The sequence below is a fragment of the Pseudomonas sp. FSL W5-0299 genome (assembly GCF_005930655.1).
GTDB lineage: Bacteria > Pseudomonadota > Gammaproteobacteria > Pseudomonadales > Pseudomonadaceae > Aquipseudomonas > Aquipseudomonas mandelii.
This window is the reverse complement of the sequence record NZ_RXHX01000031.1, coordinates 17,553-42,952: the sequence shown is the minus strand read 5'-3', so window position 1 is coordinate 42,952 and position 25,400 is coordinate 17,553. Positions and strand designations below refer to the sequence as shown.

The following is a 25,400-nucleotide window of genomic DNA, read 5'->3' as shown; positions in this document are numbered from 1 at the left end:
AACCACCTTCGCGGGCAAGCCTCGCTCCCACAGAATAGAGTTGTGGAGACGGACAAACATGAGCGACTTCAACACCCTCGAACTGCTGACCGACCCACGAGGTTTCGCGACCCTGTGGCTCAGCCGTGAAGAAAAGAACAACGCATTCAACGCCGAGATGATCCGCGAACTGATCCTCGCACTGGACAAAGTATCAACCGATGCCAGCCTGCGGTTTCTGCTGGTGCGCGGCCGCGGCAAGCATTTCAGCGCCGGTGCCGACCTGGCCTGGATGCAGCAATCGGCCGAGCTCGATTACCACACCAACCTCGACGACGCCCGGGAACTGGCGGAATTGATGTACAACCTTGCCAAGCTGAAAATCCCGACCCTGGCCGTGGTGCAAGGCGCGGCCTACGGCGGCGCGCTGGGCCTGATCAGTTGCTGCGACATGGCGATTGGCACCGATGACGCGCAGTTCTGTCTGTCAGAAGTGCGCATCGGCCTGGCACCGGCGGTGATCAGCCCGTTCGTGGTGCAAGCCATCGGCGAGCGCGCAGCACGCCGTTATGCCCTGACGGCTGAACGTTTCGGCGGGCAACGGGCGCGGGAAATCGGCCTGTTGTCGGAGAGCTATCCGGTCGCTGAGCTGGAGCAGAACGTGGAGAAGTGGATCGACAACCTGCTGCTCAACAGCCCGGCCGCCATGCGCGTCAGCAAGGACTTGCTGCGTGAAGTCGGCAACGGCGCGCTGACCCCGGCGCTGCGCCGTTACACCGAGAATGCCATCGCCCGCATCCGCGTCAGCCCCGAAGGCCAGGAAGGTCTTCGGGCTTTTCTGCAAAAACGTCCGCCGAGCTGGCAAGCACCGACCACCCCCAAGGAGCCGCGTTGATGAGCGCACCTGTGATTACCTCTCTGCTGGTGGCCAACCGTGGCGAAATCGCCTGCCGGGTGATGCGCACCGCCAAGGCGTTGGGCCTGACCACCGTGGCCGTGCACAGCGCCACTGACCGCGACGCCCGGCACAGCCGCGAAGCGGATATCCGCGTCGACCTCGGCGGCAGCAAAGCCGCTGACAGCTATCTGCAAATCGATAAATTGATCGCTGCGGCCAAGGCCAGCGGCGCTCAGGCGATTCACCCCGGTTATGGCTTTTTGTCCGAGAACGCCGGGTTCGCCCGCGCCATTGAAGACGCTGGCCTGATCTTCCTCGGCCCGCCCGCCTCGGCCATTGACGCGATGGGCAGCAAGTCGGCCGCCAAAGCCTTGATGGAAACCGCCGGTGTGCCCCTGGTGCCCGGCTACCACGGCGAAGCCCAGGACTTCGATACCTTCCGCGATGCCTGCGAACGCATCGGTTATCCGGTGTTGCTCAAGGCGACAGCGGGTGGCGGCGGCAAAGGCATGAAAGTGGTTGAGGACGTCAGCCAGCTGGCCGAAGCCCTCGCCTCGGCGCAGCGTGAAGCGAAATCCTCGTTTGGCGATTCGCGGATGCTGGTGGAGAAATACCTGCTCAAGCCGCGTCATGTGGAAATCCAGGTGTTCGCCGATCAGCACGGTAACTGCCTGTACCTCAATGAACGTGACTGCTCGATTCAGCGTCGCCATCAGAAAGTCGTCGAAGAAGCGCCCGCTCCCGGCTTGAGTCCGGAACTGCGTCGCGCCATGGGCGAAGCCGCCGTGCGTTCGGCACAGGCCATCGGCTATGTCGGCGCCGGCACCGTGGAGTTTTTGCTGGATTCGCGCGGCGAGTTTTTCTTCATGGAGATGAACACGCGTCTGCAGGTCGAGCACCCGGTCACCGAAGCGATCACCGGCCTCGATCTGGTGGCGTGGCAGATTCGTGTGGCGCGCGGTGAAGCGTTGCCGATGACTCAAGAGCAGGTTCCGTTGATCGGCCATGCGATTGAAGTGCGGCTGTACGCCGAAGACCCGAGCCATGATTTCCTGCCGGCCACCGGGCGCCTGGCGTTGTATCGCGAATCGGCCGAAGGTCCGGGACGTCGGGTCGACAGCGGTGTGGAAGAAGGCGACGAGATCTCGCCGTTCTACGACCCGATGCTCGGCAAGCTGATTGCCTGGGGCGAGGACCGTGAGCAGGCGCGGCTGCGATTGTTGAGCATGCTCGATGAGTTTGCGATCGGCGGGCTGAAGACCAACATCAACTTCCTGCGCCGGATCATCGCTCACCCGGCATTCGCTGCGGCAGAACTTGATACCGGGTTTATTCCGCGTTATCAGGAGCAATTGTTGCCAGAGCCAGCGGACCTCAGTGACGAGTTCTGGCAAGCCGCTGCTCAGGCGTTTGCCCAGAGCCAGCCAGGTTCTCCGCGCGCTGATGACCTGAGCTCGCCTTGGGCTGTGGGCAATGGTTTTCGTGCTGGACTGCCGAGGGAAATCACCCTCCACCTCAGTTGTGAAGGACAAGACCGGGCGCTGACGCTGGGTAACGTTGATGCCCACACCGCACAGCTCAAGGGCGAACAGCTGCTGACCGAGCACAACGGAGTGCGCCGCCAGCACCGGGTCATTCGCCGTGGCGAGGTTGTGTATCTGCAGTGGGAAGGGGAATTGCGCCGCATCGAGGCTTACGACCCGATCAGCGCCGTCGAAGCCAGTCACAGTCATCAGGGTGGGCTCACCGCGCCCATGAACGGCAGCATCGTGCGCGTGCTCGTCGAGGCTGGGCAAACGGTTGAGGCCGGTGCGCAACTGGTGGTGCTGGAAGCGATGAAGATGGAACACAGCATTCGCGCGCCCCATGCCGGGGTGATCAAGGCGCTGTACTGCCAGGAAGGCGAGATGGTCAGCGAAGGCAGTGCGTTGGTCGAACTGGAAGAAGCGTGAAATGAAGATCGGTCCTACGCATTGCGAGGACCGATCTGATTAGAATTTGGCCGTTGCCTGAACCACCACGCCGAGGATTCGACACTCTTCGGTGAAAAGGGCTTTCGGATATGTCGGATTGAGCGGGACCAGGTAACGCTGCCCGCCCTCTTCGATCAGCTTGCGAAAGATCGCTTCAACACTGCCCGCCCATTGCGCGATCACCAGCTTTCCGGGTTCCGGCACAATGGCCGGGTCCACCAGGATCATCATGCCTTCGGCAATGCTGATTCCGCTGGGCGCGGTCATCGCGTCGCCGACCACCTCGAGCCAGAAGGCCGCGCCCTGAGCGTGGTAATCGGTCAGTTCGAAACGCGGCTTGCCGTAGACCGATAGCTCACCGTCACGCAGCTGCGCAGGCTCGCGCCAGTCACTGACCGGGTAACGGAAGTACGGGTTGTACTTTTGCGTCAGGGGCATCTCGTCGTCCGGTACGACCAAAGGCTCGCGAATGACCATCGCCACTTCCAGAAAATCCATCCCGAGCGCCCGCAAGACACGATTCATGTCTTCGATGCTCGGCTGACGGCGCTTATTCAGCCAGTGACCCACACCGCCCTGGGACATCCCGAGGCGATCGGCGAGTACTTCCTGAGTGACTTTCAACTCACTCATCTTGGCTTTGACCAACTCAATCCATTTATCCATGGGCGGCACGATACGTGGCGGACTCCGGGCAACAAAACACAAATTGTAGTATTTAAATTCTCGTCACAAATACAGTTAGTACTAGGATTGGTTCACGGATCTGAATCTATCACGGAGCTTGCCATCGCCATGACGTTACCCCGCAATGACCTGTCGGATATGCAAATGGACACCACCCTCACCTCGCCCAAAGGCAACGCCGCCGCGCAAAAAGCCTTGGACTATTACTTGAAACCAACTGTGTCAGAAGCGGTGGCCGAGGAGCGATTTTTTGATGTGAACCCTGCGGTCAGCGGTGAAGAAGCGCTGGTGCATGCGTCGGATCTGTTGCGCTGTGCCGCAGCGACCGCCTACGAGTCGGCCAGCAACTTGCACGGAGCAAGTCGGGACCTGGCCTTTTCGACAGTGCATATGATCGATATGGCCAAGGCGATGATTGATCGTTCTTTACAGGGTCAGCGCGTTTGAGCCGGACGCACTTTTGAGGAAAGACGGGAAAGAATTTTCCAATCGAGCAGATAAAATCATTTGACTTGCAAACGAGAATGATTATTATTGCATGCAGCTGATCGCGAGATCAGTCGATGGACCAAGAGACCTTAGGTCGGTCTCCTGGACTATCTCCTCATCAGGCTAATCACGGTTTTTGACCCGGCTTTTTGCCGGGTCTTTTTTTTGCCAGTTATTCTGGCTTTGGCTTCAGGCTAATGAAGTCTTCAGGTGTTGCGAATTCGATTGGCGCGGATGATATCAAAAGAATATCCACTGGCAAGAGAAGCCCGGCATCATTGGCCCAAACTAATGAAAAATAGCGCTTGAGAATCAATCACACAGTCTCTAAGCTGCGTCTGCGTCAAGGAAGACGCCCCCCTTTTACCCCGCAATTTCCCCCGGTTTTTCCCTTCCCAGCGTGTAAAGTAGCAGCCATAAAAATCATATTCAGGAATCGACTATGACCGTGGCTAAATCCTCATTCGACATCAGCGCAAATTTCGACAGCGGCAACATTGAAGTGCTGGACATCAGTAATCCACTTCAAGCCCTGCTGGCCATCAAACCGGACACCCGCAGCCAGCATTTCCAGTGGTTTCATTTCAAGGCCAGCGGTCTGCATGTCGGTCAGGAGCACTGGTTTCGTCTGAACAATGCCAGCAAATCCTCGTACAACAAGGCTTGGGACGGTTATCAGGCGGTGGCGTCCTACGACCACGTCAACTGGTTCCGCGTACCGACCATCTTCGAAGGCGACTGCCTGCGCTTCAGCCTCGAAGCCACGGCCACCCACGCCTGGTTTGCCTACTTCGAACCCTACAGCCGTGGCCGTCACGACTGGTTGATCGAACAGGCGCTGACCAAGGCTGGCACCGAACTGCTCGCCACCGGCAAAAGCGTGGAAGGTCGTGACATCCAGTTACTGCGTAAAGGCAACGGCGCCGAAGGTCAGCGCAAAGTCTGGATGATTGCCCAGCAACACCCCGGCGAACACATGGCCGAATGGTTCATGGAAGGCGTGATCGAACGCCTGGAAAAGCACGACGACCCGGTACTGAACAAACTGCTGACCAGCGCCGACCTGTACCTGGTGCCGAACATGAACCCGGACGGCGCCTTCCACGGTCACTTGCGCACCAACGCCATGGGCCAGGACCTCAATCGCGCCTGGCAGAGCGCCAGCCAGGACATCAGCCCGGAAGTGCTGTTCGTTCAGCAGCAAATGGAAAAGTACGGCGTCGACTTGTTCCTCGACATCCATGGCGATGAAGAAATCCCCTACGTATTCACCGCCGGTTGCGAAGGCAACCCGGGTTACACGCCGCGGATCGAAAAACTCGAAGAGCATTTCCGCAGCCATCTGAAACACCTGACCAAGGACTTCCAGACCAAGCACGGCTATACCCGCGACGAACCGGGCAAAGCCAACATGACGCTGGCCTGTAACAGTGTCGGTCAGAAATTCGACTGCCTGTCGCTGACCCTGGAGATGCCCTTCAAGGACAACAACGATGCGCCGAACGCCTTGACCGGCTGGTCGGGCAAGCGCTCCAAGCAGTTGGGCAAGGACGTGCTGACGACCGTTGCCGATATGATCGATACCCTGCGCTGATCGCCCTCGATGGCTGCATGCCCGGCATGCAGCCATGATGCCTTCAGCCGCGATCCTTCCCGCGCAACATGCTGTCCAGCACATCATCACGCCGCACCCAACCGTGAAACAACGCTGCCGCCAGATGCAGCAACACGGTCAGAAACAGCAAGTACGCCAGATACCCGTGAGCCTTGCGCAAAAACGCAAACATCTGCGCATTGGCGGGCAGGATCGACGGCAACTGGAACGAATTGCTGAGCATCACCGGATCCCCGGCCGCTGAAATCATCGCCCAGCCCAGCAGCGGCAAAATGAACATCAGTGCGTACAACAAGACATGCGAAGCCTTCGCCGCCAGTGCCTGCCATCCGGGCAAATCCGCCGGCAATGGTGGTTGCCGAGTGGAAAAACGAACGACCAGGCGCACGATCACCAGCAGCAGAATCGCAATCCCCAACGGTTTGTGCAGATGGATCAGCCACTCATGCCGCTCGGACACCGAGGCCACCATGCCTGCGCCGATAAACAGCATTGCAATGACCATCAGCGCCATCAGCCAATGCAGCAGCCGCGCCAACGGCGCGAAATGATTCGGTTGAGCACTCATTGATGAGCCTCCTGTTTAGCGTTGGCGGCAGGCAACTGTTTGACTTCACTGGTGCGGCGCAGATAGGAACTGGCGTACCCCGCCGAGCGAGCGGCGAGCAATGGGTCGTCGGAGCCTTCAATACCGGCCGGCAATACGAGCGGGTCATAGTTGATGTCGCGGCATTCGCCATCGAGTTGCGGCTGGGTGCGTTCCAGCACCAAGGTGCCGGCATTCACCACTTTGCGACCGTCAGGCCAGGCCTTGCTGGCGTCGTTGACCGGATCACCGGGGTTAGCCAGGGTGATGTTCAACTGCCAACGCAGCGGCCCGGCGGATAAACGCTGAACCAGGTCTTTTTCAAGAAAGTCAGCCCCTTCAGGCGCCGTGGCACCCGCAGCATCCTGGGCAACCGGCGTCATGCTCCAGCGCACCGCTTGGCGCTGGCCGGCCGCGTTCACCAGGTAAAACGCGTTGACGCTGTTGTACGTCTCCGTCGCATAGCTGGCCGAAGGCTTGGCCGTCTTGATCCAGGCCAGGAATGGCGCGGCTTCCGGGTGAGCTCCAAAGAACGCCGGAACCGCCGCAGGATTGGGCTTGCCGGTGGCCGGATCCGGCGATTGCGCTTGCTGCAATTGATAGAACGCTTCAGGCGTACCCACCGGGAACACCGGCATGCTGTTCATCCCGGTGCGCCATTGCTGGCCGTTGGCCTGGGTAAAACGTAGCGCCATGCTGCGGATCGGCACGCTGCTGTCCGGCGCGTAGGGATTACCCGCAGGCAAGGCAAAACGCCCGACCACTGGGGTCTGCGCCTCGTTGAAGACCTGGGCGCTGGAATAGCTGCGCGCCTCGCCACTGCTTTCGAAATGCCCGATCACGCACACCCCTTTTGAGTGGTTACGGCGAAATCCGGGGTGCACACCGTTGTTGGTTTCCAGCACATTGATCAGCTTTTTCGGCGTCAGGCGGTGTGGGTCGAGCGTGCCGTTGACGTAGGCAAAAGCACCGGCCAGCGCCGCGACTACCACGGCAATGCCGCCCAGGCGTAACGTCAGGCTTGCAGCACTCAGCGGTGGCCGGGTGGGCGGTGATGAACGATCTACCATGAATGACTCCAGGGCCATCGGCCACAAGTGAGAAGAACCAAGCAGACGTACGCCACAGCGCTTTATTCCATCGCCCGGTATTTATTTTTCCGGACGTGGAATAACCTCCAATGCCGGGCGTCTTCCTAGTCCACAGCGTAGTGACTAGTCAGAACTTCATGAACGATATCGACGAACAACTCAGAGAAATCATTCCCAGGTTGCGACGGTTTGCCGTGTCGCTGACCCGCAATCCCAGCAGCGCTGACGATCTGGTGCAGTCGAGCCTGGAGCGCGCCCTGTCGAGCTGGGGCGACAAACGCCCAGAGGGCGACTTGCGCGCGTGGTTGTTTTCGATCCTTTATCGGCAGTTTCTCGACGCCCACCGGCGCTCCCGGCGTTATGCGCGGATGCTCGAATTCTTTACCGGTCGTGACGATGCGCAACCGTCGGTAGAACGTACCGTGCTCGCCCAATCGACTCTGCAAGCCTTCGACCAACTCACCACCGAACAGCGCGCGCTGCTGCTCTGGGTGTCGGTGGAAGGTTTGAGTTATAAAGAGGTCGCCGAGATTCTCGACGTCCCCACCGGCACCGTGATGTCCCGCCTGTCCCGCGCCCGTCAGGCCCTGCGCCAACTCAGCGACGGCGAAATCACCAGCCCTTCTCTGCGGATACTCAAATGATCAGCATGCCCCCGAGCGAACGCGACCTGCACGCCTACGTCGATCATCAACTCAATGACGCCGACCGACGCCTGGTCGAGACTTACCTGGCCAGCAACCCTCAAACCGCCGCGCAAGTGCGCGCCTGGCAGCAGGACGCCCAGCACCTGCGCGCGGCCATGAGCGGCGCGTTGCACCATACGGCCAACCCGGACCTCGACCCGGCGCTGATTCGCCAGCGGATCAAACGCCAGTCGCGCCGTCATCTGGCCAGCGCCGCGGTGCTCTTGATCGCCGTCAGCGTCGGTGGACTGAGCGGCTGGCAGGCGCGGGAAATGACACTGGTCAGCGCGCAACCGCCGATGACCGATGCCCTGCAGGCGTACCGCTTGATCGCCCAGCAAGGCATTCTGCCGGCCGACTTCAAGGTCAGCGACGACGGTGACATGCAGGCCTGGCTCGACCGTTATTTCACCCGCGCCAACCGACTGCCGGACCTGACGGATTCGGGGTACAAGCCGGTCAGTGGTCGCTTGCTCAGCACCGAGCAAGGGCCGGCAGCGATGGTGGTTTACGAAGACCAGGGCGGTCACAAGATCAGCTTCTACGTGCGACCACCAGGACCGAAAAACAACCTGCTGCCTCGGGGCAGTCGCAGCGATGGCGAGTTGCAGGCCGAGTATTGGTCCGGCGCCGGCTACAACTATGCGATGGTCAGCCCGAGCGATACGCCAGCGGCGCAGAGGCTCAAGCAAACCACCCAATTCTGACCACCACCGCATTCCCCTGCAGGCTCACTCCTAAAGGGGGAGCGGCGGTTATTTGGAGAATGCGCTCAGCCCTGCCCGAACACCTGCGAAGGCCTACGCAGCAGCGGATCAAACGGATTGATCCGCGGCCCGATCAGCGCCGCTTCGCGCTTGAGCATCTCCACCACCGTCGGCAAACGATCCGGCCCCAGGCGATCACTCACCGTGGCCACGCTCAACGCCGCCACGGCCCGTCCTTCCCGATCGAGAATCGGCACCGCCACGCCGGCCATGCCTTGCAGTACGCCAGTGTTGCGCCCGGCGTAACCCAGCGTGCGCACGCTCTCGACTTCCGAACGCAGGAACACCTCGTCGTACAGGTGAAAATCCTTGAGCCGCGGCAAGTTGTAATGGATCACCGTATCGCGCTCTTCTTCCGGCAGAAACGCCAGAATCGCCAGACTACCCTGGCCGACGCCCAGCGCCACCCGCCCGCCGATATCGCCGGTAAAGGTGCGGATCGGAAACGGCCCTTCACTGCGGTCCAGGCAGATTGCATCAAACCCGCTGCGCGCCAGTAAAAACAACGAATCCCCCAACGAAGCCGACAGTCGCAGCAACGACGGTCGCACCAGTTCGCGCAAATTCCCGGTGTTGCCGGCCCGCGCCGCCAACGCAAAAAAATCCAGGCTCAAGCGATAGCGTTTGCTGCGAGCGTCCTGTTCGACCATGCCTTCGTCCATCAGGCTGCGCAACAAACGGTGCGTGGTCGGTTGCGACAGGCCGATACGCTGGGCCAGTTGGGTCACACGCTCCCCGCCCTCGACGGCGTCACCCAGACTGCGCAACACGGCAAACAGTCTGGACACGGCCCCGACACCGACTTCATTTTTGTTTTCATTCCGCTCAGTGGAATCAGGCATGTGATTACTCGACAAAAAATTTACTCACCGAATGAAACTGAAAATAGTCATCGCTTCAGTGAAATAGGCCATTGAGCCCATCCTATTCTTCGTCCTACTCTGCGTCCAGACAGGGGCGATTCGAACAACAGCGGCAGCCGACTGAAGTCGAGCGCCAACGCACCCCGCAACATCTTTTCGTATCTGCCCATACAAAAAAGCGCGCCTTCGGGCGACGCATAACAATCTCAGGTGGAGCGCAGTCATGGCTTTTGTGCAACTTGAAGGACTCGGCAAACGTTACGGCGAGATCGACGCCGTCGTCGCCACCAACCTCTCGGTCGAGAAAGGCGAGTTCGTGTCCCTGCTCGGCCCCTCCGGCTGCGGCAAAACCACCACCCTGCAAATGATCGCCGGCTTCGTCGAAGTCAGCAGCGGACGCATCCTGCTCGACGGTCGCGACATCACCCACGCCAAACCCGCCAGCCGTGGCTTGGGCGTGGTGTTCCAGAGTTACGCGCTGTTCCCGCACATGACTGTCAAAGACAACGTCGCCTTCGGCCTGCGGATGCGCAAAGTGCCAGGCGCCGAGTTGCAGCAACGAGTGGATCGGGTGTTGAAACTGGTGCGCCTGAATCAGCACGCCGAGCGTTACCCACGGGAACTCTCCGGTGGCCAGCGTCAGCGTGTCGCGCTGGCCCGGGCGCTGGTGATCGAACCTCCCGTGCTGCTGCTCGATGAGCCGCTGTCCAACCTCGACGCCAACCTGCGCGAAGAGATGCAGTTCGAGATCCGCCGCATCCAGCGTGAAGTCGGGATCACCACGTTGATGGTCACCCACGATCAGTCCGAAGCACTGTCCATCAGCGACCGCGTGGTGGTGATGCAGGCCGGGCGCATCACCCAGATCGACGCGCCCTACACCCTTTATGAACACCCACGCACCGAGTTCATTTCCGGGTTCGTCGGCAAAGCCAATTTGCTGCCCGGCGAGCGTGATGGCGCGGGCGTGGTCCAGGTGCAAAGGGGCGGTGAACTGACCCTGAGTCTGCGCCCGGAAAAAATCGATCTGCGGGAGCACGGCCAAGGTCGGCTGCAAGGCCAGATCGTCAGCCGTTTCTTCCTTGGCAGCCAATGGTTGTACGGCGTCTCGACGAACTTGGGCGAACTCAGCGTGGTGCGCCGCAACGACGGCTCGGCACCCTTGACCGAAGGCACAGCAGTCGGACTCGATTGGGACGCGACCTTGCTGCGGGTACTGAGCGTGGATGAGGTGCCGGCATGAGTACGCTTGCTGCCATCCGCCAGGGACGCCAGGGGTATTGGCTGTCGGCACCGGCCCTGGCGTTGTACCTCGGCCTGCTGATCATCCCGCTGCTGCTGACCCTGGTGCTGTCGTTCAACGTGTTCGATTACAGCTCGGGGATCAACGGCGACGCCTTCACCCTCGACCACTACAGCAGCTTGCTGGGCGATCCGTACTTCTACGAGATCTTCCTGCGCACGATGTGGATCAGCGCCCTGACCACCCTGCTCTGCGTAGTGATCGGTGTACCCGAGGCCTACATCCTCAGCCGCATGGGCGCACCCTGGCGCTCGATTTTCCTGATTCTGATCCTCACGCCGTTGCTGATTTCGGTGGTGGTGCGTGCCTTCGGCTGGAGCCTGCTGCTGGGTGCCGACGGGCTGGTCAATCAAACCCTGCAAGCCTTCGGTGGCTCACCGATGAAGTTGCTGTACACGCCGTTCGCGGTGGTGATTGCGCTGGTGCACGTGATGCTGCCGTTCATGATCATTCCGGTGTGGACCTCGCTGCAAAAACTCGACCCCGCCGCCGAACAGGCCGCGCTGTCGCTGGGGGCCAGCCACTTCACGGTGATGCGCCAGGTGGTGTTGCCGCAGATCATGCCCGGCGTGCTCTCGGGCACCTTGATTGTGTTTGGTCTGGCCGCCAGTTCGTTCGCCATTCCCGGTCTGCTCGGCGGACGTCGCTTGAAGATGGTCGCCACGTTGATCTACGACCAATACCTGTCGGAGCTCAACTGGCCGATGGGCGCGGCCATCGCGGTCGCGCTGCTGTTGCTCAACCTGCTGATCATGCTGTCGTGGAACCGGATGATCGAAGGCCGCTACAAGAAGTCATTGGGATAACTCGTCATGTCCAAGAACGGTCCTTTCGCCCTGCTGTTCCATGCCCTGGTGGTGCTGTTCATGCTCGCGCCGCTGGTGGTGGTGTGCCTCGTGGCCTTCACCCCGGAAAACACCCTGAGCCTGCCGACCACCGAGTTTTCGTTGCGATGGTTTCGTGCGGTGTTCGAGCGTGCCGACTTTGTCGATGCGTTCTACAACAGCCTGATCCTGGCGTTCTGCGCGGCCAGTATTGCCACGCTGATTGCGGTGCCGGCGGCGCTGGCGATCACGCGTTTCGAGTTCCCTGGACGGGACTTTCTCAACGGCCTGTTTCTGTCACCGATCATCATTCCGCACCTGGTATTGGGCGTGGCGTTATTGCGTCTGTTTGCGCTGATGGGCGTCAACGGCAGTTTTGCCTGGTTGATCTTCGCCCATGTGCTGGTGATCACGCCGTATGTGCTGCGCCTGGTGTTGGCGTCGGCCATTGGCCTGGACCGCAGCGCCGAACACGCCGCGCAGTCGCTGGGTGCCGGACGCTTCACGCTGTTCCGGGAGATCACCTTGCCGATGATTCTGCCGGGGGTTGCCGGGGGCTGGCTGCTGGCGTTCATCAACAGTTTTGACGAGGTCACGCTGTCGATCTTCGTCACCTCGCCGGCCACGCAAACCCTGCCGGTGCGCATGTACGTCTACGCCACCGAGTCCATCGACCCGATGATGGCGGCGGTGTCGGCATTGGTGATCGGCCTGACCGCGCTGACCATGATTCTGCTCGATCGGGTGTACGGCCTGGATCGGGTTCTGGTGGGTAAACAATGAGGGCGCCATGGCTCTGCTGAAACGACTGGCCGAAGGCGATCGCCCGGCTGTGGAATTTACCCTGGACGGCGAACCGGCCAGCGGCCTGCTCGGCGATACCTTGCTGACCGCAGTGCTGACTTGCAGCGAACACCTGCGCGGCAGCGACTTCAGCGCCGAACCCCGCGCCGGTTTCTGCCTGATGGGCGCCTGTCAGGACTGTTGGGTCCGCCTGGGCGACGGCCGCCGCGTGCGGGCCTGCTCGACGCTGCTCGAAGCAGGCCAACAAATAAGCCGCGAACCGGGACGCACCCTATGAATACATTGACTACCCGCAGAACCGGAATCCCCTGTGGGAGCGAGCCTGCTCGCGAAAGCGGTTTGTCTGCCAACACATCTGTTGAATGTGCCGCCACCATCGCGAGCAGGCTCGCTCCCACAGGGGATTTGCAGTGCTCATGGATGAGGTGGGTATGAAGGCTGTGGTCATCATTGGTGCAGGCCCGGCCGGGATTCGTGCGGCGCAGACGTTGGTGGCGCATGGTGTTCGTCCGGTGCTGCTGGACGAAGCGGCGCGCGGTGGCGGGCAGATTTATCGACGTCAGCCGGAGAATTTCAAGCGCTCGGCGGTCAAGCTGTACGGCTTTGAAGCGCGCAAGGCCAGTGCCTTGCATCAAACGATCGACACGCTACGCGGGCAACTCGACTACCGCCCCGAGACGCTGGTGTGGAACGCCGAAGACGGTGCGCTGGACACGGTGCATGAGGGCCGAGCCTCACGACTGGAATTCTCCCGAGTGATCGTCGCCACGGGGGCCACCGACCGGATTCTGCCGGTGTCAGGCTGGACGCTACCGGGTGTCTACAGCCTTGGCGCAGCGCAGATCGCGCTCAAGTTTCAGGGCTGCGCCATCGGTGAGCGGGTGGTGTTCGCTGGCAGCGGCCCATTGCTGTACCTGGTGGCGTATCAATACGCCAAGGCCGGTGCGAAAGTGCTCGCGGTGCTCGACAGCTCACCCTTCAGCGCTCAGGCCCGCGCCCTGCCCGGCCTGCTGTCGCAACCGGCCACACTCGCCAAAGGCATTTATTACCGCAGCTGGCTGACCGCCCACGGCATCCCGGTGCATCAGGGCGCAACCCTCAAACGCATCAATGGCGAACAGCGCGTGCAATCAGTGGATTGGTCCAACGCCAAAGGCGAACATCTGCTCGATTGCGACGCCGTTGCTTTCGCCCACGGCCTGCGCAGTGAAACCCAACTCGCCGATTTGCTCGGCTGTGAATTCGCCTGGAACCCACTCAACCGCGCCTGGCTACCGCAACGTGACCCCGCCGGTCGCAGCAGTGTCGCCGAGGTTTATCTGGCCGGTGATGGCGCCGGCATCATGGGCGCCGACGCCGCTGAAATGGCGGGCGAACGGGCGGCGCTGGCGTTGCTCGAAGACATCGGTTACCTGATTCCGCCAAAACATCCCGACCACCTTGAACGCGCCCTGCAGCGCATCGGCGAATTCCGCAACGGACTGGAGCGCGCCTTCGCCTTCCCCGAGCACTGGGCCAGCGAAACCGCCGATGAGGTGATCGTCTGCCGTTGCGAAGAAGTGCTGGCCGGCGACATCCGCCAGGTGGTGCGCGAAGGTCACTGGGAAATCAATCGGGTCAAGGCGCATTGCCGCATTGGCATGGGCCGTTGTCAGGGGCGCATGTGCGGCGCCGCAGCGGCGGAAATCATCGCCTGCGAAAGCCGGCGCCCGGTCTCGGACATCGGTCGCTTGCGGGCGCAGGCGCCGATCAAACCACTGCCGTTTGGCCTGGAGGTCGAGGCATGATCGAAGTCGATGCAGTGATCATTGGCGGCGGCATTGTCGGGGCCTCGGCCGCGCTGTTCCTGAGCAAGGCCGGCCGGCGTGTTGCACTGCTGGAGCGCGACTTTTGCGGCTCGCATTCCAGCGGCGTGAACTACGGCGGTGTTCGGCGTCAGGGGCGCCCACTGTCGCAATTGCCGCTGTCGCAACGGGCCCACGAGCTCTGGGGACAGTTGCCGCAACTGATCGGCATCGACGGCGAATATCAACGCAGCGGTCACTTGAAACTGGCCCGCAGCCTCAACGACCTGAACGCCTTGCAGCACTATGCCGTCAGCAGCCAAGGCTTCGGCCTCGATTTGCAGCTGCTCGACCGCCATCAATTGCGCGCGCGGTTTCCGTGGGTCGGCGACGTCGCGGCCGGCGCATCGTTTTGCCCGGACGACGGCCACGCCAACCCGCGCCTGGTGTCCCCCGCCTTTGCTCAAACGGCCCGTCGGCACGGCGCGCAAGTCCATGAACAATGCGCCGTCACAGCGGTAGAACACGACGGTCAGCGCTTTCGCGTCCGCACGCAAACCGGCCTCGAATTGCACGCGCCCTGGCTGCTGAACTGCGCCGGGGCCTGGGCCGGACGCCTGGCTGAACAATTCGGCGAAGCGGTGCCGATGCACGCCGGCCACCCGGCGATGCTGGTCACCGAGCCGTTGCCATGGGTGATGAATGCCAGCACCGGCGTCGAGGGTGGCGGCATCTATGCGCGTCAGGTGGCACGTGGCAATTGCGTGCTCGGTGGCGGCCAGGGTTTTGCCCTCGATGACGCTCGCGCACGGCCCGGCCAACACGCCGTGATCGAGATCCTGCGCCAGGCCGTCGAACTCTACCCGTTTCTTCAAGGCGCCCAGGCGATTCGCACCTGGAGCGGTACCGAAGGCTACTTGCCTGATCGCCAACCGGTGATCGGTCATAGCAGCACTCAACCCGGTCTGTTGCACGCCTTCGGCTTTGCCGGTGCGGGTTTCCAGATCGGTCCTGCGGTGGGCCAGGCGCTCACCGAGATCATCTGCAGTGGCGCCTCCAAGACGCCACTGGATGCGTTTTCCATCACCCGGTTTCACTCCATCTCCGTTGCTTGATAGAGGAAGGTCGCGCCAATGAATAACGTCAAACGCACTGCACTGCTCGGTTTCTCCTGTCTGACTGCCCTGCTCACGGTCACCCAGGCACAGGCCGAACCCACGCTTTATCTCGGCATGAACGGCGGGACCATGGAACGGCTCTACGCCGACAAGGTGCTGCCGGTGTTCGAGAAAGCCAACAACGTCAAAGTGGTGATCGTACCGGGGACTTCCGCCGATATCCTGGCCAAGGTCCAGGCCAGCAAAGGCAACCCGCAGATGCACGTGATGTTCCTCGACGACGGCATCATGTACCGCGCCATCGCCATGGGCTTGTGCGACAAACTCGAAGACAGCGCACCGCTGGCGCAGATTCCGGCCAAGGGTCGCATCAAGGATCAAGCGGTGGCGGTCAGCCTCGGCGTGACCGGGCTGGCGTACAACACGCGTCTGTTCAAGGAAAAAGGCTGGGCGGCGCCGACCTCGTGGATGGACATGGCCGACCCGCGCTTCAAGGACAAGCTGGTGTTCCAGTCGATGGCCTCCTCGACCTTCGGCCTGCATGGCTTCCTGATGTTCAACCGGATTCAGGGCGGCAGCGAAACCGACGTCGAGCCGGGCTTCAAGGCCTGGCCGAACACCGTCGGCCGCAACGTGCTGGAATACATTCCGAGCTCGGCGAAGATTTCCGAAATGCTCCAGACCGACGAAGCCGCGCTGTTCCCGCTGACCCCGACCCAAGTCACTGCGCTGAAACTCAAAGGCATGCCGGTGGAATACGCGCAGCCCAAGGAAGGCGCCGTGGTGCTCAACGTGGCCGAGTGCGCCATCGCCAACAACACGCAGCCGGAACTGGCGCAGAAACTCGCGGCGTTTTTGCTGACGCCGCAAGCCCAGGCCACGGCGCTGGAGGATGGCGACCAGATCCCGTCCAACCCGAATACGCCGACCACCGACAAAACCCGGGGTCAGGTCGAGGCGATGAAACAGTATCTGACCACCGCGATTGCCGTTGACTGGGACCAGGTCAATGAGCAGCGCCCGGCGTGGAATGCACGGTGGAATCGCAGTATCGAGCGGTAGTGACTGACACGCCGCATCACCCCGTTGGACTGCGAAGCAGCCCAACGGGGCATTCTGCTGAGGGCGACCGCCCATTATCCGTCGGAAGGTTTGTTGCACACGGTTGGTGGAAGTCGGGCCGACGTAAATTGTGTGTCGCAGCACCGGCTGCACACTTTGCCGCTATCATGTCGCCCATTTGCAAGCCCCCGCGCCCTCCCCTCGATCAATAGCGAACCCGCCCATGGATACCCTTGCCCAACTGCGCGCCGGTCAACTGACAGGTATCACCCGCCTGGACCTGGCCTGCGGCCTGACTGAATTTCCGCGAGAAATCTTCGACCTGGCGGACTCGCTCGAAGTGCTCAACCTCAGCGGCAACGCCTTGAGTCGGCTGCCAGATGATCTGCACCGCCTGACCCGCTTACGCGTGCTGTTTTGCTCGGACAACCTGTTCACCGAACTGCCCGCGTGCCTCGGCCAATGCACCGCATTGACGATGATCGGCTTCAAGGCCAATGCCATCGATACGGTGCCCGCCGCTGCGCTGCCGCCATTGCTGCGTTGGCTGATCCTGACCGATAACCGCCTCAGTGAATTGCCCACCGAGTTGGGTCAGCGCCCACACCTGCAAAAACTCATGCTCGCCGGCAATCGCTTGCAGCGCCTGCCCGAAAGCCTGAGCCAATGCCATCGACTCGAACTGATCCGCATCGCCGCCAACCAACTGACTGAGCTGCCCGAGTGGCTGCTGACCCTGCCAAGCCTGACCTGGCTGGCCTATGCCGGTAACCCGCTGGAAACCGAAGCCGATGCCGCAGCCCTCGATGCCACGGCGAGTATTGCGTGGTCCGAGCTGCGCCTGGAGCAACAGCTGGGCGAAGGTGCTTCGGGAGTGATTCATCGGGCGGCGTGGGAGCAACCGGGTCAACCGGCCACCCAGGTTGCGGTCAAACTCTACAAAGGCGAAATGACCAGCGACGGTTCACCGCTGCACGAAATGAACGCCTGCATTACCGCCGGTCTTCACCCCAATCTGATCCGGGTCGAAGGCCGAATCGTCGGGCATCCCGAAGAGCAGGCCGGGCTGGTGATGCAACTGATTGATCCGAGTTATCGCAACCTGGCCGGGCTGCCGAGCCTGGCGTCCTGTACCCGTGACGTCTATGCCGATGACACCCGTTTCAGTGCGCACGTAGCACTGCGCATGGCCCGCGCAATCGCCTCGGTGGCCGAGCATTTGCATCACCAGGGCATCACCCATGGCGATCTCTATGGCCACAATATTTTGTGCAACGAGCACGGTAATTGCCTGTTGGGGGACTTTGGCGCGGCGTCTTTCCATGCGACGTGCGACAGCCTTGAAAGCCGTGCGCTGCAACGGATCGAAGTGCGGGCATTCGGGGTGTTGCTGGGGGAATTGCTGGAGCGGATCGACTCGGGGTTGAGTGATGAAAGGCGTTTGCAGCTGGAGGCGTTACAGCAGCGCTGCTGCCAGCCGCAGGTGCTGGCGCGGCCGGGGTTCAGTGAGATAGGACAGGCGTTAGCCGCGTTCAACTGAGCTAAAGGCAAGTACAAAACCTGTGGCGAGGGAGCTTGCTCCCGCTGGACGGCGCAGCCGTCCCAAAAACGACGGCTGCTGCGCACCCGAGCGGGAGCAAGCTCCCACGCCACAAATAGAATTACAACCGGTTCGGCTTAACCCGCCAAACCCACAAACATATCCTGCACATCATCATGGTTATCGAGGCCTTCCAGGAACGCTTCGACTTCAGCCATCTGCTCATCGCTCAAACCGCTTACCGGGTTTTTTGGCTGATACCCCAACTTGGCCGACAACACGGTAAAACCTTGCTCAGGCAGCGCTTTCTGAACGGCATCCAGGTCCGCAGGGTCGGTCAGGAACAGGGTCGTGCCCTCTTCGTCTCCTGGCTCGAAATCCTGGGCTCCGGCTTCAATCGCAGCCATTTCCGGATCGGCGTCAGGGCTGTCCGGAGACGCTTCGATCATGCCCACATGGTTGAAGTCCCACGATACCGAACCGGAAGCGCCCAACTGGCCTTTGCGGAAAGCCACGCGGATTTCCGCGACGGTGCGGTTGATGTTGTCGGTCACACATTCAACGATCAGCGGCACCTGATGCGGAGCGAAACCTTCATACGTCACACGATGGTATTGCACGGTTTCGCCCAACAGACCCGCGCCTTTCTTGATCGCACGATCCAGGGTTTCCTTGGGCATCGAGGCTTTTTTCGCCTGTTCGACCACCAGACGCAGGTGTGCGTTGGTGGCGGTATCGGCACCGTTGCGGGCAGCAATAGTGATTTCTTTCACCAATTTGCCGAAGATCTTGCCCTTGGCGTTAGATGCCGCTTCTTTGTGTTTAACCTTCCACTGTGCGCCCATTACTCACTCTCTTATCTGTGGCGCCGAGACATCTATTGGCCGACGCTTTGCGCAAGTTTATACGGCCTAAAGTTGGCAATCGACCAAAAAATCCACCCCGGCTCACCGGCATGACCAATCGACTTCTTCACCGGCGGTTGTAGGGCGATTCTGAAATGTTCACTTGCGGTGACCATAAAGGTCCGTGGTTTCGTACCCTCTGCGCCCATATTCCATGGCAGAAGCGCGTTCGATGCACAACGACAAGGAAAGTCCCTACACCCTGACCCTTCTGGACAGTGGATTGACTCTGCAAGTGTTGCAGTTCAGTGGCCGAGAAAGTCTCAACCAGCCCTATCGTTTCGAGATCGAAGTAATCGGCCTGGCACCCGCCATGAACCTCGAGCAGTTGCTGCAGCAACCGGCGTTCCTGAGCCTGAGGGGTGAAACCGGTATTCACGGCATCTTGCACAGCGCCAGTCGCGAGCACCGTGGCCCGCACCGAATCGGCTACCATCTGGTGCTGGTGCCCTGGCTGCAGCAACTGGACCGACACCCTTGCCGGCGGGTTTTTCATCAACTCGACGCGCCCGCCATCCTGCGCCAGTTGCTCAGCGAAAACGCGATCGCCGAAGACAGCTTCCGTTTTGAACTGCCCAACGGACGCTATGCGGTGCGACCGTTCTGCATTCAGTTTGATGAGACCGACCTGGCGTTCCTGCAACGTCTCTGCGAAGAAGAAGGCATCCACTATCACTTCGAACATCAGCACGACGGCCATGTGCTGGTGTTGGCGGATGACAGCCTGAGCTTTCCCCAGGAACCGCTGCTGATGCCCTTTCACGGCGAGACGGCCGACCCCGCCAGCGTGCCGGTGATCACTGAGATGTTCCAGCGCCATGCCTCGCCTGCACCGCAACAGCTCCAGCGCGAGCAATCGAGCCGTCGATCACTGGAACGGCTGCGCTGCCGGCATCGGCAGATTCAGGGGCAAAGCAATCACAGTGATTTGCGCGGCGGATGCATCGTGCAAGTGTCGGAACATCCCATCGCGAACTTCAACGACCAATGGCTGCTGACCGAGATCCGGCATCAGGGCCGACAGCCGTCGATTCTCGCCGAGGACACCGACAAGCTCCGGCGTTACAGCAATCAGTTCAGCGCGATTCCGTGGTCCACGGTGTTCCGGCCAGCGCTCACACAGGCCAGACCGAGCATTCCGGGCTATCAGAAGGCGCGAGTGCTGGGCGCTGTCGGGCAACCCGCGGTGCTGGATGCTCAAGGGCGGATTGAGGTCCGGTTGTGGCCCACCGCGCAAGCCGACGACAAGGAATCCACCGGCCTCTGGCTACCCGTGGCCCTCGCCGCGCCGGACGGTCGGATCGATCCGTCCAGGCTGCCGCTCGCCGGTACCGACGTGCTAATCAGTTTTCTCGACAGCGACCCGGATCGTCCTGTGTTGTGTGCGGCGGCGAGCAACCCGCCAGCGCCTCGACCCACTCGCCAGCCACGCAGCGATGGCCTTCTGTTGCTCGATTGGCTGGTTAACCGTCGGGACTGATCAGCCCTTGTCAGCCTTGCCAGCCGCCGCGAACCTGGTCAGGCGCACATCCACAGCGCTTTCGCGAGCAAGCTTCGCTCCTGCAGGTTCCTGTATGTTTTTACGGCACGCAGGACCAGGCCTCCAGCGCCTGTTCCAGCCAGAAAGGTCTCATCGGTTTTACCTCAGGTACGCAGGGGTTTTACGGTCATCGCCTGGTTAGGCACGGAAGCGCTTTCGACGCGCAGGCCAGCCGGACGGCTGTTCCAGTGGGGGATCAGCACCAGGGCGGAAAACAATGCGCAGCCGGCGAAGACGATGAACACGGTGACCGAGTCGAAGTAACCCGGCAGCAATCCGCCGAGAATCGCCCCGACCGAGCCGCAACCGTTGACGAACCCGGCGGCCGTGGCGCCCGCCTTGGCGGTGCCGAAATCAATCGCTGCCGCCCCGCTGATCATCGAATCCGGCCCGTACAAGGTCAGGCCCATGACAAACAGCAGCGCCACCACCCACAACACGCTGCCGGTGTGCAGAGCGCCCATGAACAGCGCCAGGGAAACGGTCAATGCCAACAGACTGATCACGCAGGCCGGCATGCGCCGGGCGCCGAACAGTTTGTCCGAGGCCAGCCCGAGCAGGATCGGCCCCAGCAGCCCGGCCAGTTCAAACGCGGTAGGAATGATTGCCGCGCCCACTTTGCCCACCGAGGGCATCTGCTCGAAGACGATCACCGGCCCCCAGAGCAGAATCGCGTAGCGCGCCGGTTTCAACAGGAAATACGCCAGGCCCAATACCAGCACCGTGCGGTTGCGCAGGATTTCCTTTAACGGTTCAAGCACGCTGGTCTTGCTTTGCGCGCAGGCCTCTTTCGTTGTCAGTTCCGGCTCCACTGCGGGCAAGCCGACGTCTTGCGGTTTATTGCGTTGGAAAATAAAAAACAGCACGGCGACCAGCCCAACCACCGCCGCACTGGAAATGAACGCCGCGTGCCAGCTGCCGATGAGCGTATACGCCCACCAGCCGGCAAACGGTGAGGCCACCAGACCGCCAAAGGCGTAGCAGGAACTCCACAGCCCCAGCACCCTTCCGCGCTGCCGGGCAGGGAAAAAACTGCCCATGTTCTTGCACAGCCCCGACCATCCGGTGGACTGCGCCAGGCCTTGAATCAGCATGCAGGTGGCAAAGATCGGTAACGTCGCGAAACTGCCCATCACCAGGGCGGCCGCTGCGGAAATGAGCAATCCGCCAAGCACCACGACACGAGGGCCAAAGCGGTCCGCGAGGATGCCCCAAGTGAATTGACCGAAGGCGTAGGCGGTCAGGTAGAGGGCGTCGAGGTTGGCCATGGCCATTTTGTCGAGCATGAAGGTGGGGTCTTCGGCGATCCCCAGTTTGGCCACGGAAAAGGCTTTGCGGGTGAAGTAGAAAGCGGCGTAGGCGAGCCAGGTGATCGCGAAGATCTGCACGCGCCACCGCTTGATGGTGCCGATGGAATTGTTCATTGTGATTTCTGACCTCAGGGTGTGAGTGTGCCGGCAGAAATTGAGAAATAACGCCTGTTTTTTTATTGTTGAGCACTTCGATACCGCTGCTTCCCTGAGGCGATACCGGTCAGATGAGGCCTGTAACTGCACGCGCAGGCTCATGGCCACCGACGCTGTTCGACTGACCAGTCACCGGGGCTCAGTTCGATAAAAACAATTACTGATTAATAAGTGAAATCGATTTATCGTATTTCCAATATAGGCTCGGCTTGTTACTGGAGGTTTCGATGTCGGTTTCCCACGCCCAACTCAAAGCCTTCCACGCCGTGGCCGTCCACGGAAGCTTTACCAAAGCCGCCGAGCGGCTTTTTCTTACGCAACCGGCGATTTCCGACCAAGTGCGCAAGCTCGAAGAGCGCTTCGGGGTGTTGCTGTTTCACCGCAACAAACGCTCGGTGCGCCTGACGGATCTGGGCGAGCGCTTGTTGAGCATTACCCAGCGCCTGTTCGTCATCGAGGACGAGGCGCAGGAGCTCTTGCATGACTCCCGGGCCTTGCAGACCGGCAGCCTGATTCTCGCGGTGGATGCGCCGGTGCACGTACTGCCGCAGATTGCGCGTTTCTGTGAACGCTACCCCGGCATCAGCGTAAAAATCGAAACCGGCAACACTGACGAATCGCTGTTTCGCCTGTTCAACTATCAGGCCGACCTGGCGTTGCTCGGCCGGGATGTGAGTGACGAGCGGCTGATCTCGCTGCCGCTGCGCAATGACCCGATGGTGGCCTTCGTTTCACACAATCATCCGTGGGCGGATCGCGAATCGATTTGCCTGGCGGATTTGCACGACACGCCCCTGGTGCTGCGGGAAATCGGTTCGGTGACGCGTCAGACACTGGAAGAGGAAATGGCCCAGGCCGGGTTTTCCATCCGCCCGGCGATCCAGGTTGAAGGCCGGGAAGCGGCGCGTGAGGCGGTGGTCGTGGGGATCGGGGTGGGCGTGGTGTCCGCCGCCGAGTTTGGCGCGGACTCGCGGGTGTGTGCGTTGCCGATTACCGATTGCACACGGCGATTGACAGAGACGCTGGTGTGCTTGCGCGAGCAAAGTTCACGGCGGGTGGTGGCGACGTTTCTGGAGATGGTGCGCGAGAGTCTGGTGTAGGCAGGTCTGGCCTCTTCGCGGGCAAGCCTCGCTCCCACAGGTTATGCGTCGTATACAAGATCTGCGGCCAGCATAAACCCCTGTGGGAGCGAGGCTTGCCCGCGAAGGTCGCGCCTCGGTTTATCGGATAGGCGCCAATTCAAAAAACGCCCGAATCAAGCGCAAATCCCGCCGCCGTTCCATGCACCCGATCATGTGCCGGTTAACCAGCCCTTCACCCAAAATCGGCACTGCCGCCACCCGCGGGTCATGACTGACCTCAACCGAAGACACCACGCCAACCCCCAACTCGGCGGCCACGGCCTCGGTCACCGCCTCGCGACTGTCCAGCTCCAGCAACACCCTCGGGTTGACCGATGCCGACGCGCAAGCTTCATCGAATGTCCGCCGGGTAATCGAACTCGGCTCACGCAACACCATGATCACCTGATCCAGCTCCTTGAGCTTCACGCCCTTGGACGCCTTGGCCCAGGGATGACTGTCAGGCACCAGCGCGCAAATCCGTGATTCGCTCAACGCTTGCAGATGCAGGCCTTTGCGCGGCTCGACTTCAGTCAACACCGCCACGTCGGCATGCTCGGACAACAACGCTGCCAGGGTTTCCTGAGCATTGCCCAAGCGCAGATTCACGGTAATTCCGGGGTATCGCGCGCGCAGACTGGCGAGCATCGGCATCACCATGTGCGGCCCGTCCGCTGCGACTTCCAGGCGCCCGGTCAGCAACTGCCGATTCGCTTCCAGCAGCACTTGCGCTTCTTCGGCCAGGCCAAACATCGCCCGGGTGATCGCCGCCAGCTTGGTGCCCTCCTCCGTCAGCTCCACGCGTCGCGCGGTGCGGCGCAGCAAGGTGATTTGATAATGCTCCTCCAACGCCTTGATGTGCCCGGTGACCGCCGGTTGGCTGATGAACAGCCGCTCGGCCGCACGGGTGAAGCTGCCTTCGCGGGCCACGGCGTCGAAGGCTCGAAGCTGGAACAGGTTCATGAATAACTCTCACTGATGGCTGGCATAACAACAAACAATTTGATTGATAGCACCCGAAATTGCAATTTATGCCCCGTAGCTTCATCCCACAGAGAGCTTTTGCGAGGACACAAGAATGAGCACTGCCGAGCCAATCCTGCTCACCCCCGGCCCACTGACCACGTCGGCCCGCACCCGTCAGGCGATGATGGTCGACTGGGGTTCATGGGATGACCGCTTTAATCAACTGACCGCCAGCCTGTGCGAGCAATTGCTGGCAATCATCAACGGCGGCGACAGCCACCACTGCGTGCCCTTGCAAGGCAGCGGTACGTTCGCGGTCGAAGCGGCCATCGGCACGCTGGTGCCTCGCGACGGCAAAGTGCTGGTGCTGATCAACGGCGCCTACGGCAAACGCCTGGCGAAAATCTGCGAAGTGCTCGGGCGCTCCTTCAGCACCTTCGAAACCGCCGAAGACGAACCGACCACCGCCGCCGACGTCGACCGTCTGCTGCACGCCGATGCCAGCATTACCCACGTTGCGCTGATTCACTGCGAAACCAGCACCGGCATCCTCAATCCGCTGCCGGAGATTGCCCACGTCATTGCGCAACACGGCAAACGCCTGATCATCGACGCCATGAGCTCCTTTGGCGCGCTGCCAATCGATGCGCAACAGGTGCCGTTCGACGCGCTGATCGCCGCCTCGGGCAAATGCCTGGAAGGCGTGCCGGGCATGGGTTTCGTCTTTGCCCGCAAAGACGCACTGGCCAACGCGGCTGGCAATTCGCACTCGCTGGCGATGGATTTGTTCGACCAGCACACCTACATGGCCAAGACCGGCCAATGGCGCTTTACGCCGCCCACCCATGTGGTCGCCGCGCTGCACGAAGCCTTGCTGCAATACAACGAAGAAGGTGGTTTGCCGGCGCGGCATCAGCGCTATGCCAACAACTGCCAGGTGCTGCTCGATGACATGGCCAAACTCGGCTTGCGCAGCTTCCTGCCCGCCGCGATCCAGGCCCCGATCATTGTCACGTTCCACGCGCCGAAAGACCCGCGCTATCAGTTCAAGGAGTTCTACGAACGCGTCAAGGCCAAGGGTTTCATCCTCTACCCCGGCAAATTGACCCAGGTCGAAACCTTCCGCGTCGGCTGCATCGGACACGTCAACCAGGCCGAGATGCACGCAGCGGTAGCGGCGGTCGCCGAAGTACTGCGCGAGATGGAAGTCCTCGAAATCTGAATGAGCAGGCACCGCTGATCCTGTAGGAGCGAGGCTTGCCCGCGAATGCAGACGACGCGGTTCTTCGAACACACCGAATTATCGTTCTTCGCGGGCAAGCCTCGCTCCTAC

At 61.2% G+C, this 25,400-nt stretch carries 24 protein-coding genes; 17 read left to right on the top strand and 7 right to left on the bottom strand.

Going from position 1 to position 25,400, the window contains the following annotated elements:
• Nucleotides 1-58 precede the first annotated feature (58 nt).
• Together FHL16_RS26650 and FHL16_RS26645 are read left to right on the top strand one after the other, a co-directional pair.
• Nucleotides 59-874, top strand: a complete 816-nt coding sequence (locus tag FHL16_RS26650; protein WP_010458779.1) for a gamma-carboxygeranoyl-CoA hydratase — start codon at nt 59-61, stop codon at nt 872-874.
• Nucleotides 874-2,829 (top strand): acetyl/propionyl/methylcrotonyl-CoA carboxylase subunit alpha, encoded by a 1,956-nt coding sequence (locus FHL16_RS26645; protein ID WP_010458777.1) that lies wholly within the window; start codon nt 874-876, stop codon nt 2,827-2,829. Before FHL16_RS26650 ends, FHL16_RS26645 begins: the two co-directional genes overlap by 1 nt.
• Before the next feature lie 39 nt (nt 2,830-2,868).
• Here FHL16_RS26645 and FHL16_RS26640 read toward each other — a convergent pair whose 3' ends face one another.
• On the bottom strand, nt 2,869-3,516 hold the full coding sequence (locus FHL16_RS26640) for a LexA family protein (RefSeq protein ID WP_077749758.1): 648 nt from the start codon (nt 3,514-3,516) through the stop codon (nt 2,869-2,871).
• A 129-nt stretch (nt 3,517-3,645) separates the two neighbouring features.
• On the opposite strand from FHL16_RS26640, the gene FHL16_RS26635 reads away from it, so the two are divergent.
• Both FHL16_RS26635 and FHL16_RS26630 read left to right on the top strand, forming a co-directional pair.
• Nucleotides 3,646-3,984 carry a DUF6124 family protein gene (locus FHL16_RS26635; RefSeq protein ID WP_077749757.1) on the top strand — a complete coding sequence of 113 codons (339 nt, stop codon included), beginning with the start codon at nt 3,646-3,648 and terminating at the stop codon, nt 3,982-3,984.
• Between the two features lie 484 nt (nt 3,985-4,468).
• Nucleotides 4,469-5,620 (top strand): M14 family metallopeptidase, encoded by a 1,152-nt coding sequence (locus FHL16_RS26630; RefSeq protein WP_077749756.1) that lies wholly within the window; start codon nt 4,469-4,471, stop codon nt 5,618-5,620.
• A gap of 43 nt (nt 5,621-5,663) precedes the next feature.
• Here the strand turns inward: FHL16_RS26630 and FHL16_RS26625 are convergent, their stop codons facing one another.
• Nucleotides 5,664-6,209 carry a cytochrome b gene (locus tag FHL16_RS26625; RefSeq protein WP_010458769.1) on the bottom strand — a complete coding sequence of 182 codons (546 nt, stop codon included), beginning with the start codon at nt 6,207-6,209 and terminating at the stop codon, nt 5,664-5,666.
• Nucleotides 6,206-7,297 carry a catalase family peroxidase gene (locus FHL16_RS26620; RefSeq protein WP_077749755.1) on the bottom strand — a complete coding sequence of 364 codons (1,092 nt, stop codon included), beginning with the start codon at nt 7,295-7,297 and terminating at the stop codon, nt 6,206-6,208. The genes FHL16_RS26625 and FHL16_RS26620 overlap by 4 nt, the downstream gene beginning before the upstream one ends.
• A gap of 158 nt (nt 7,298-7,455) precedes the next feature.
• On the opposite strand from FHL16_RS26620, the gene FHL16_RS26615 reads away from it, so the two are divergent.
• Together FHL16_RS26615 and FHL16_RS26610 are read left to right on the top strand one after the other, a co-directional pair.
• Nucleotides 7,456-7,962 carry an RNA polymerase sigma factor gene (locus tag FHL16_RS26615; protein ID WP_010458766.1) on the top strand — a complete coding sequence of 169 codons (507 nt, stop codon included), beginning with the start codon at nt 7,456-7,458 and terminating at the stop codon, nt 7,960-7,962.
• Nucleotides 7,959-8,711 carry an anti-sigma factor family protein gene (locus FHL16_RS26610; protein ID WP_010458764.1) on the top strand — a complete coding sequence of 251 codons (753 nt, stop codon included), beginning with the start codon at nt 7,959-7,961 and terminating at the stop codon, nt 8,709-8,711. Before FHL16_RS26615 ends, FHL16_RS26610 begins: the two co-directional genes overlap by 4 nt.
• Before the next feature lie 65 nt (nt 8,712-8,776).
• Here the strand turns inward: FHL16_RS26610 and FHL16_RS26605 are convergent, their stop codons facing one another.
• Nucleotides 8,777-9,613 carry an IclR family transcriptional regulator gene (locus tag FHL16_RS26605; protein WP_077749754.1) on the bottom strand — a complete coding sequence of 279 codons (837 nt, stop codon included), beginning with the start codon at nt 9,611-9,613 and terminating at the stop codon, nt 8,777-8,779.
• A gap of 244 nt (nt 9,614-9,857) precedes the next feature.
• Between FHL16_RS26605 and FHL16_RS26600 the strand changes: the two genes are divergently transcribed.
• From FHL16_RS26600 to FHL16_RS26565, 8 genes are all read left to right on the top strand, one after another.
• Entirely contained in the window at nt 9,858-10,877 is a 1,020-nt protein-coding gene (locus tag FHL16_RS26600; RefSeq protein WP_010458760.1) for an ABC transporter ATP-binding protein, read from the top strand.
• Nucleotides 10,874-11,743, top strand: coding sequence for an ABC transporter permease (locus FHL16_RS26595; RefSeq protein ID WP_010458758.1), 870 nt, complete (start codon nt 10,874-10,876; stop codon nt 11,741-11,743). The genes FHL16_RS26600 and FHL16_RS26595 overlap by 4 nt, the downstream gene beginning before the upstream one ends.
• 6 nt (nt 11,744-11,749) lie before the next feature.
• On the top strand, nt 11,750-12,544 hold the full coding sequence (locus FHL16_RS26590) for an ABC transporter permease (protein ID WP_077749753.1): 795 nt from the start codon (nt 11,750-11,752) through the stop codon (nt 12,542-12,544).
• A 7-nt stretch (nt 12,545-12,551) separates the two neighbouring features.
• Nucleotides 12,552-12,842 carry a (2Fe-2S)-binding protein gene (locus FHL16_RS26585; RefSeq protein WP_010458754.1) on the top strand — a complete coding sequence of 97 codons (291 nt, stop codon included), beginning with the start codon at nt 12,552-12,554 and terminating at the stop codon, nt 12,840-12,842.
• Between the two features lie 154 nt (nt 12,843-12,996).
• Entirely contained in the window at nt 12,997-14,352 is a 1,356-nt protein-coding gene (locus tag FHL16_RS26580; protein ID WP_077749752.1) for an FAD/NAD(P)-dependent oxidoreductase, read from the top strand.
• On the top strand, nt 14,349-15,464 hold the full coding sequence (locus FHL16_RS26575) for an NAD(P)/FAD-dependent oxidoreductase (RefSeq protein ID WP_010458750.1): 1,116 nt from the start codon (nt 14,349-14,351) through the stop codon (nt 15,462-15,464). The genes FHL16_RS26580 and FHL16_RS26575 overlap by 4 nt, the downstream gene beginning before the upstream one ends.
• Nucleotides 15,465-15,482: 18 nt before the next feature.
• A complete protein-coding gene (locus tag FHL16_RS26570; RefSeq protein WP_077749751.1) occupies nt 15,483-16,529 on the top strand; it encodes an ABC transporter substrate-binding protein in 1,047 nt (348 codons plus the stop codon).
• A 223-nt stretch (nt 16,530-16,752) separates the two neighbouring features.
• On the top strand, nt 16,753-18,069 hold the full coding sequence (locus FHL16_RS26565; protein ID WP_077749750.1) for a leucine-rich repeat-containing protein kinase family protein: 1,317 nt from the start codon (nt 16,753-16,755) through the stop codon (nt 18,067-18,069).
• 137 nt (nt 18,070-18,206) lie between these two features.
• On the opposite strand, the gene FHL16_RS26560 is transcribed toward FHL16_RS26565, so the two are convergent.
• Entirely contained in the window at nt 18,207-18,914 is a 708-nt protein-coding gene (locus FHL16_RS26560) for a YebC/PmpR family DNA-binding transcriptional regulator (RefSeq protein ID WP_010458744.1), read from the bottom strand.
• 232 nt (nt 18,915-19,146) lie between these two features.
• Here FHL16_RS26560 and FHL16_RS26555 point away from each other — a divergent pair, with 232 nt between their 5' ends.
• Complete coding sequence (locus FHL16_RS26555; RefSeq protein WP_077749749.1) at nt 19,147-20,454, top strand: type VI secretion system Vgr family protein; 1,308 nt, start codon at nt 19,147-19,149, stop codon at nt 20,452-20,454.
• Between the two features lie 164 nt (nt 20,455-20,618).
• Here the strand turns inward: FHL16_RS26555 and FHL16_RS26550 are convergent, their stop codons facing one another.
• On the bottom strand, nt 20,619-21,938 hold the full coding sequence (locus tag FHL16_RS26550; protein ID WP_077749748.1) for an MFS transporter: 1,320 nt from the start codon (nt 21,936-21,938) through the stop codon (nt 20,619-20,621).
• 269 nt (nt 21,939-22,207) lie between these two features.
• Between FHL16_RS26550 and FHL16_RS26545 the strand changes: the two genes are divergently transcribed.
• A complete protein-coding gene (locus tag FHL16_RS26545; RefSeq protein WP_077749747.1) occupies nt 22,208-23,080 on the top strand; it encodes a LysR family transcriptional regulator in 873 nt (290 codons plus the stop codon).
• A gap of 120 nt (nt 23,081-23,200) precedes the next feature.
• On the opposite strand, the gene FHL16_RS26540 is transcribed toward FHL16_RS26545, so the two are convergent.
• Complete coding sequence (locus FHL16_RS26540; RefSeq protein ID WP_010458735.1) at nt 23,201-24,064, bottom strand: LysR substrate-binding domain-containing protein; 864 nt, start codon at nt 24,062-24,064, stop codon at nt 23,201-23,203.
• Nucleotides 24,065-24,179: 115 nt separating this feature from the next.
• Between FHL16_RS26540 and FHL16_RS26535 the strand changes: the two genes are divergently transcribed.
• Entirely contained in the window at nt 24,180-25,289 is a 1,110-nt protein-coding gene (locus FHL16_RS26535) for a 2-aminoethylphosphonate--pyruvate transaminase (protein ID WP_077749746.1), read from the top strand.
• Nucleotides 25,290-25,400: the final 111 nt, after the last annotated feature.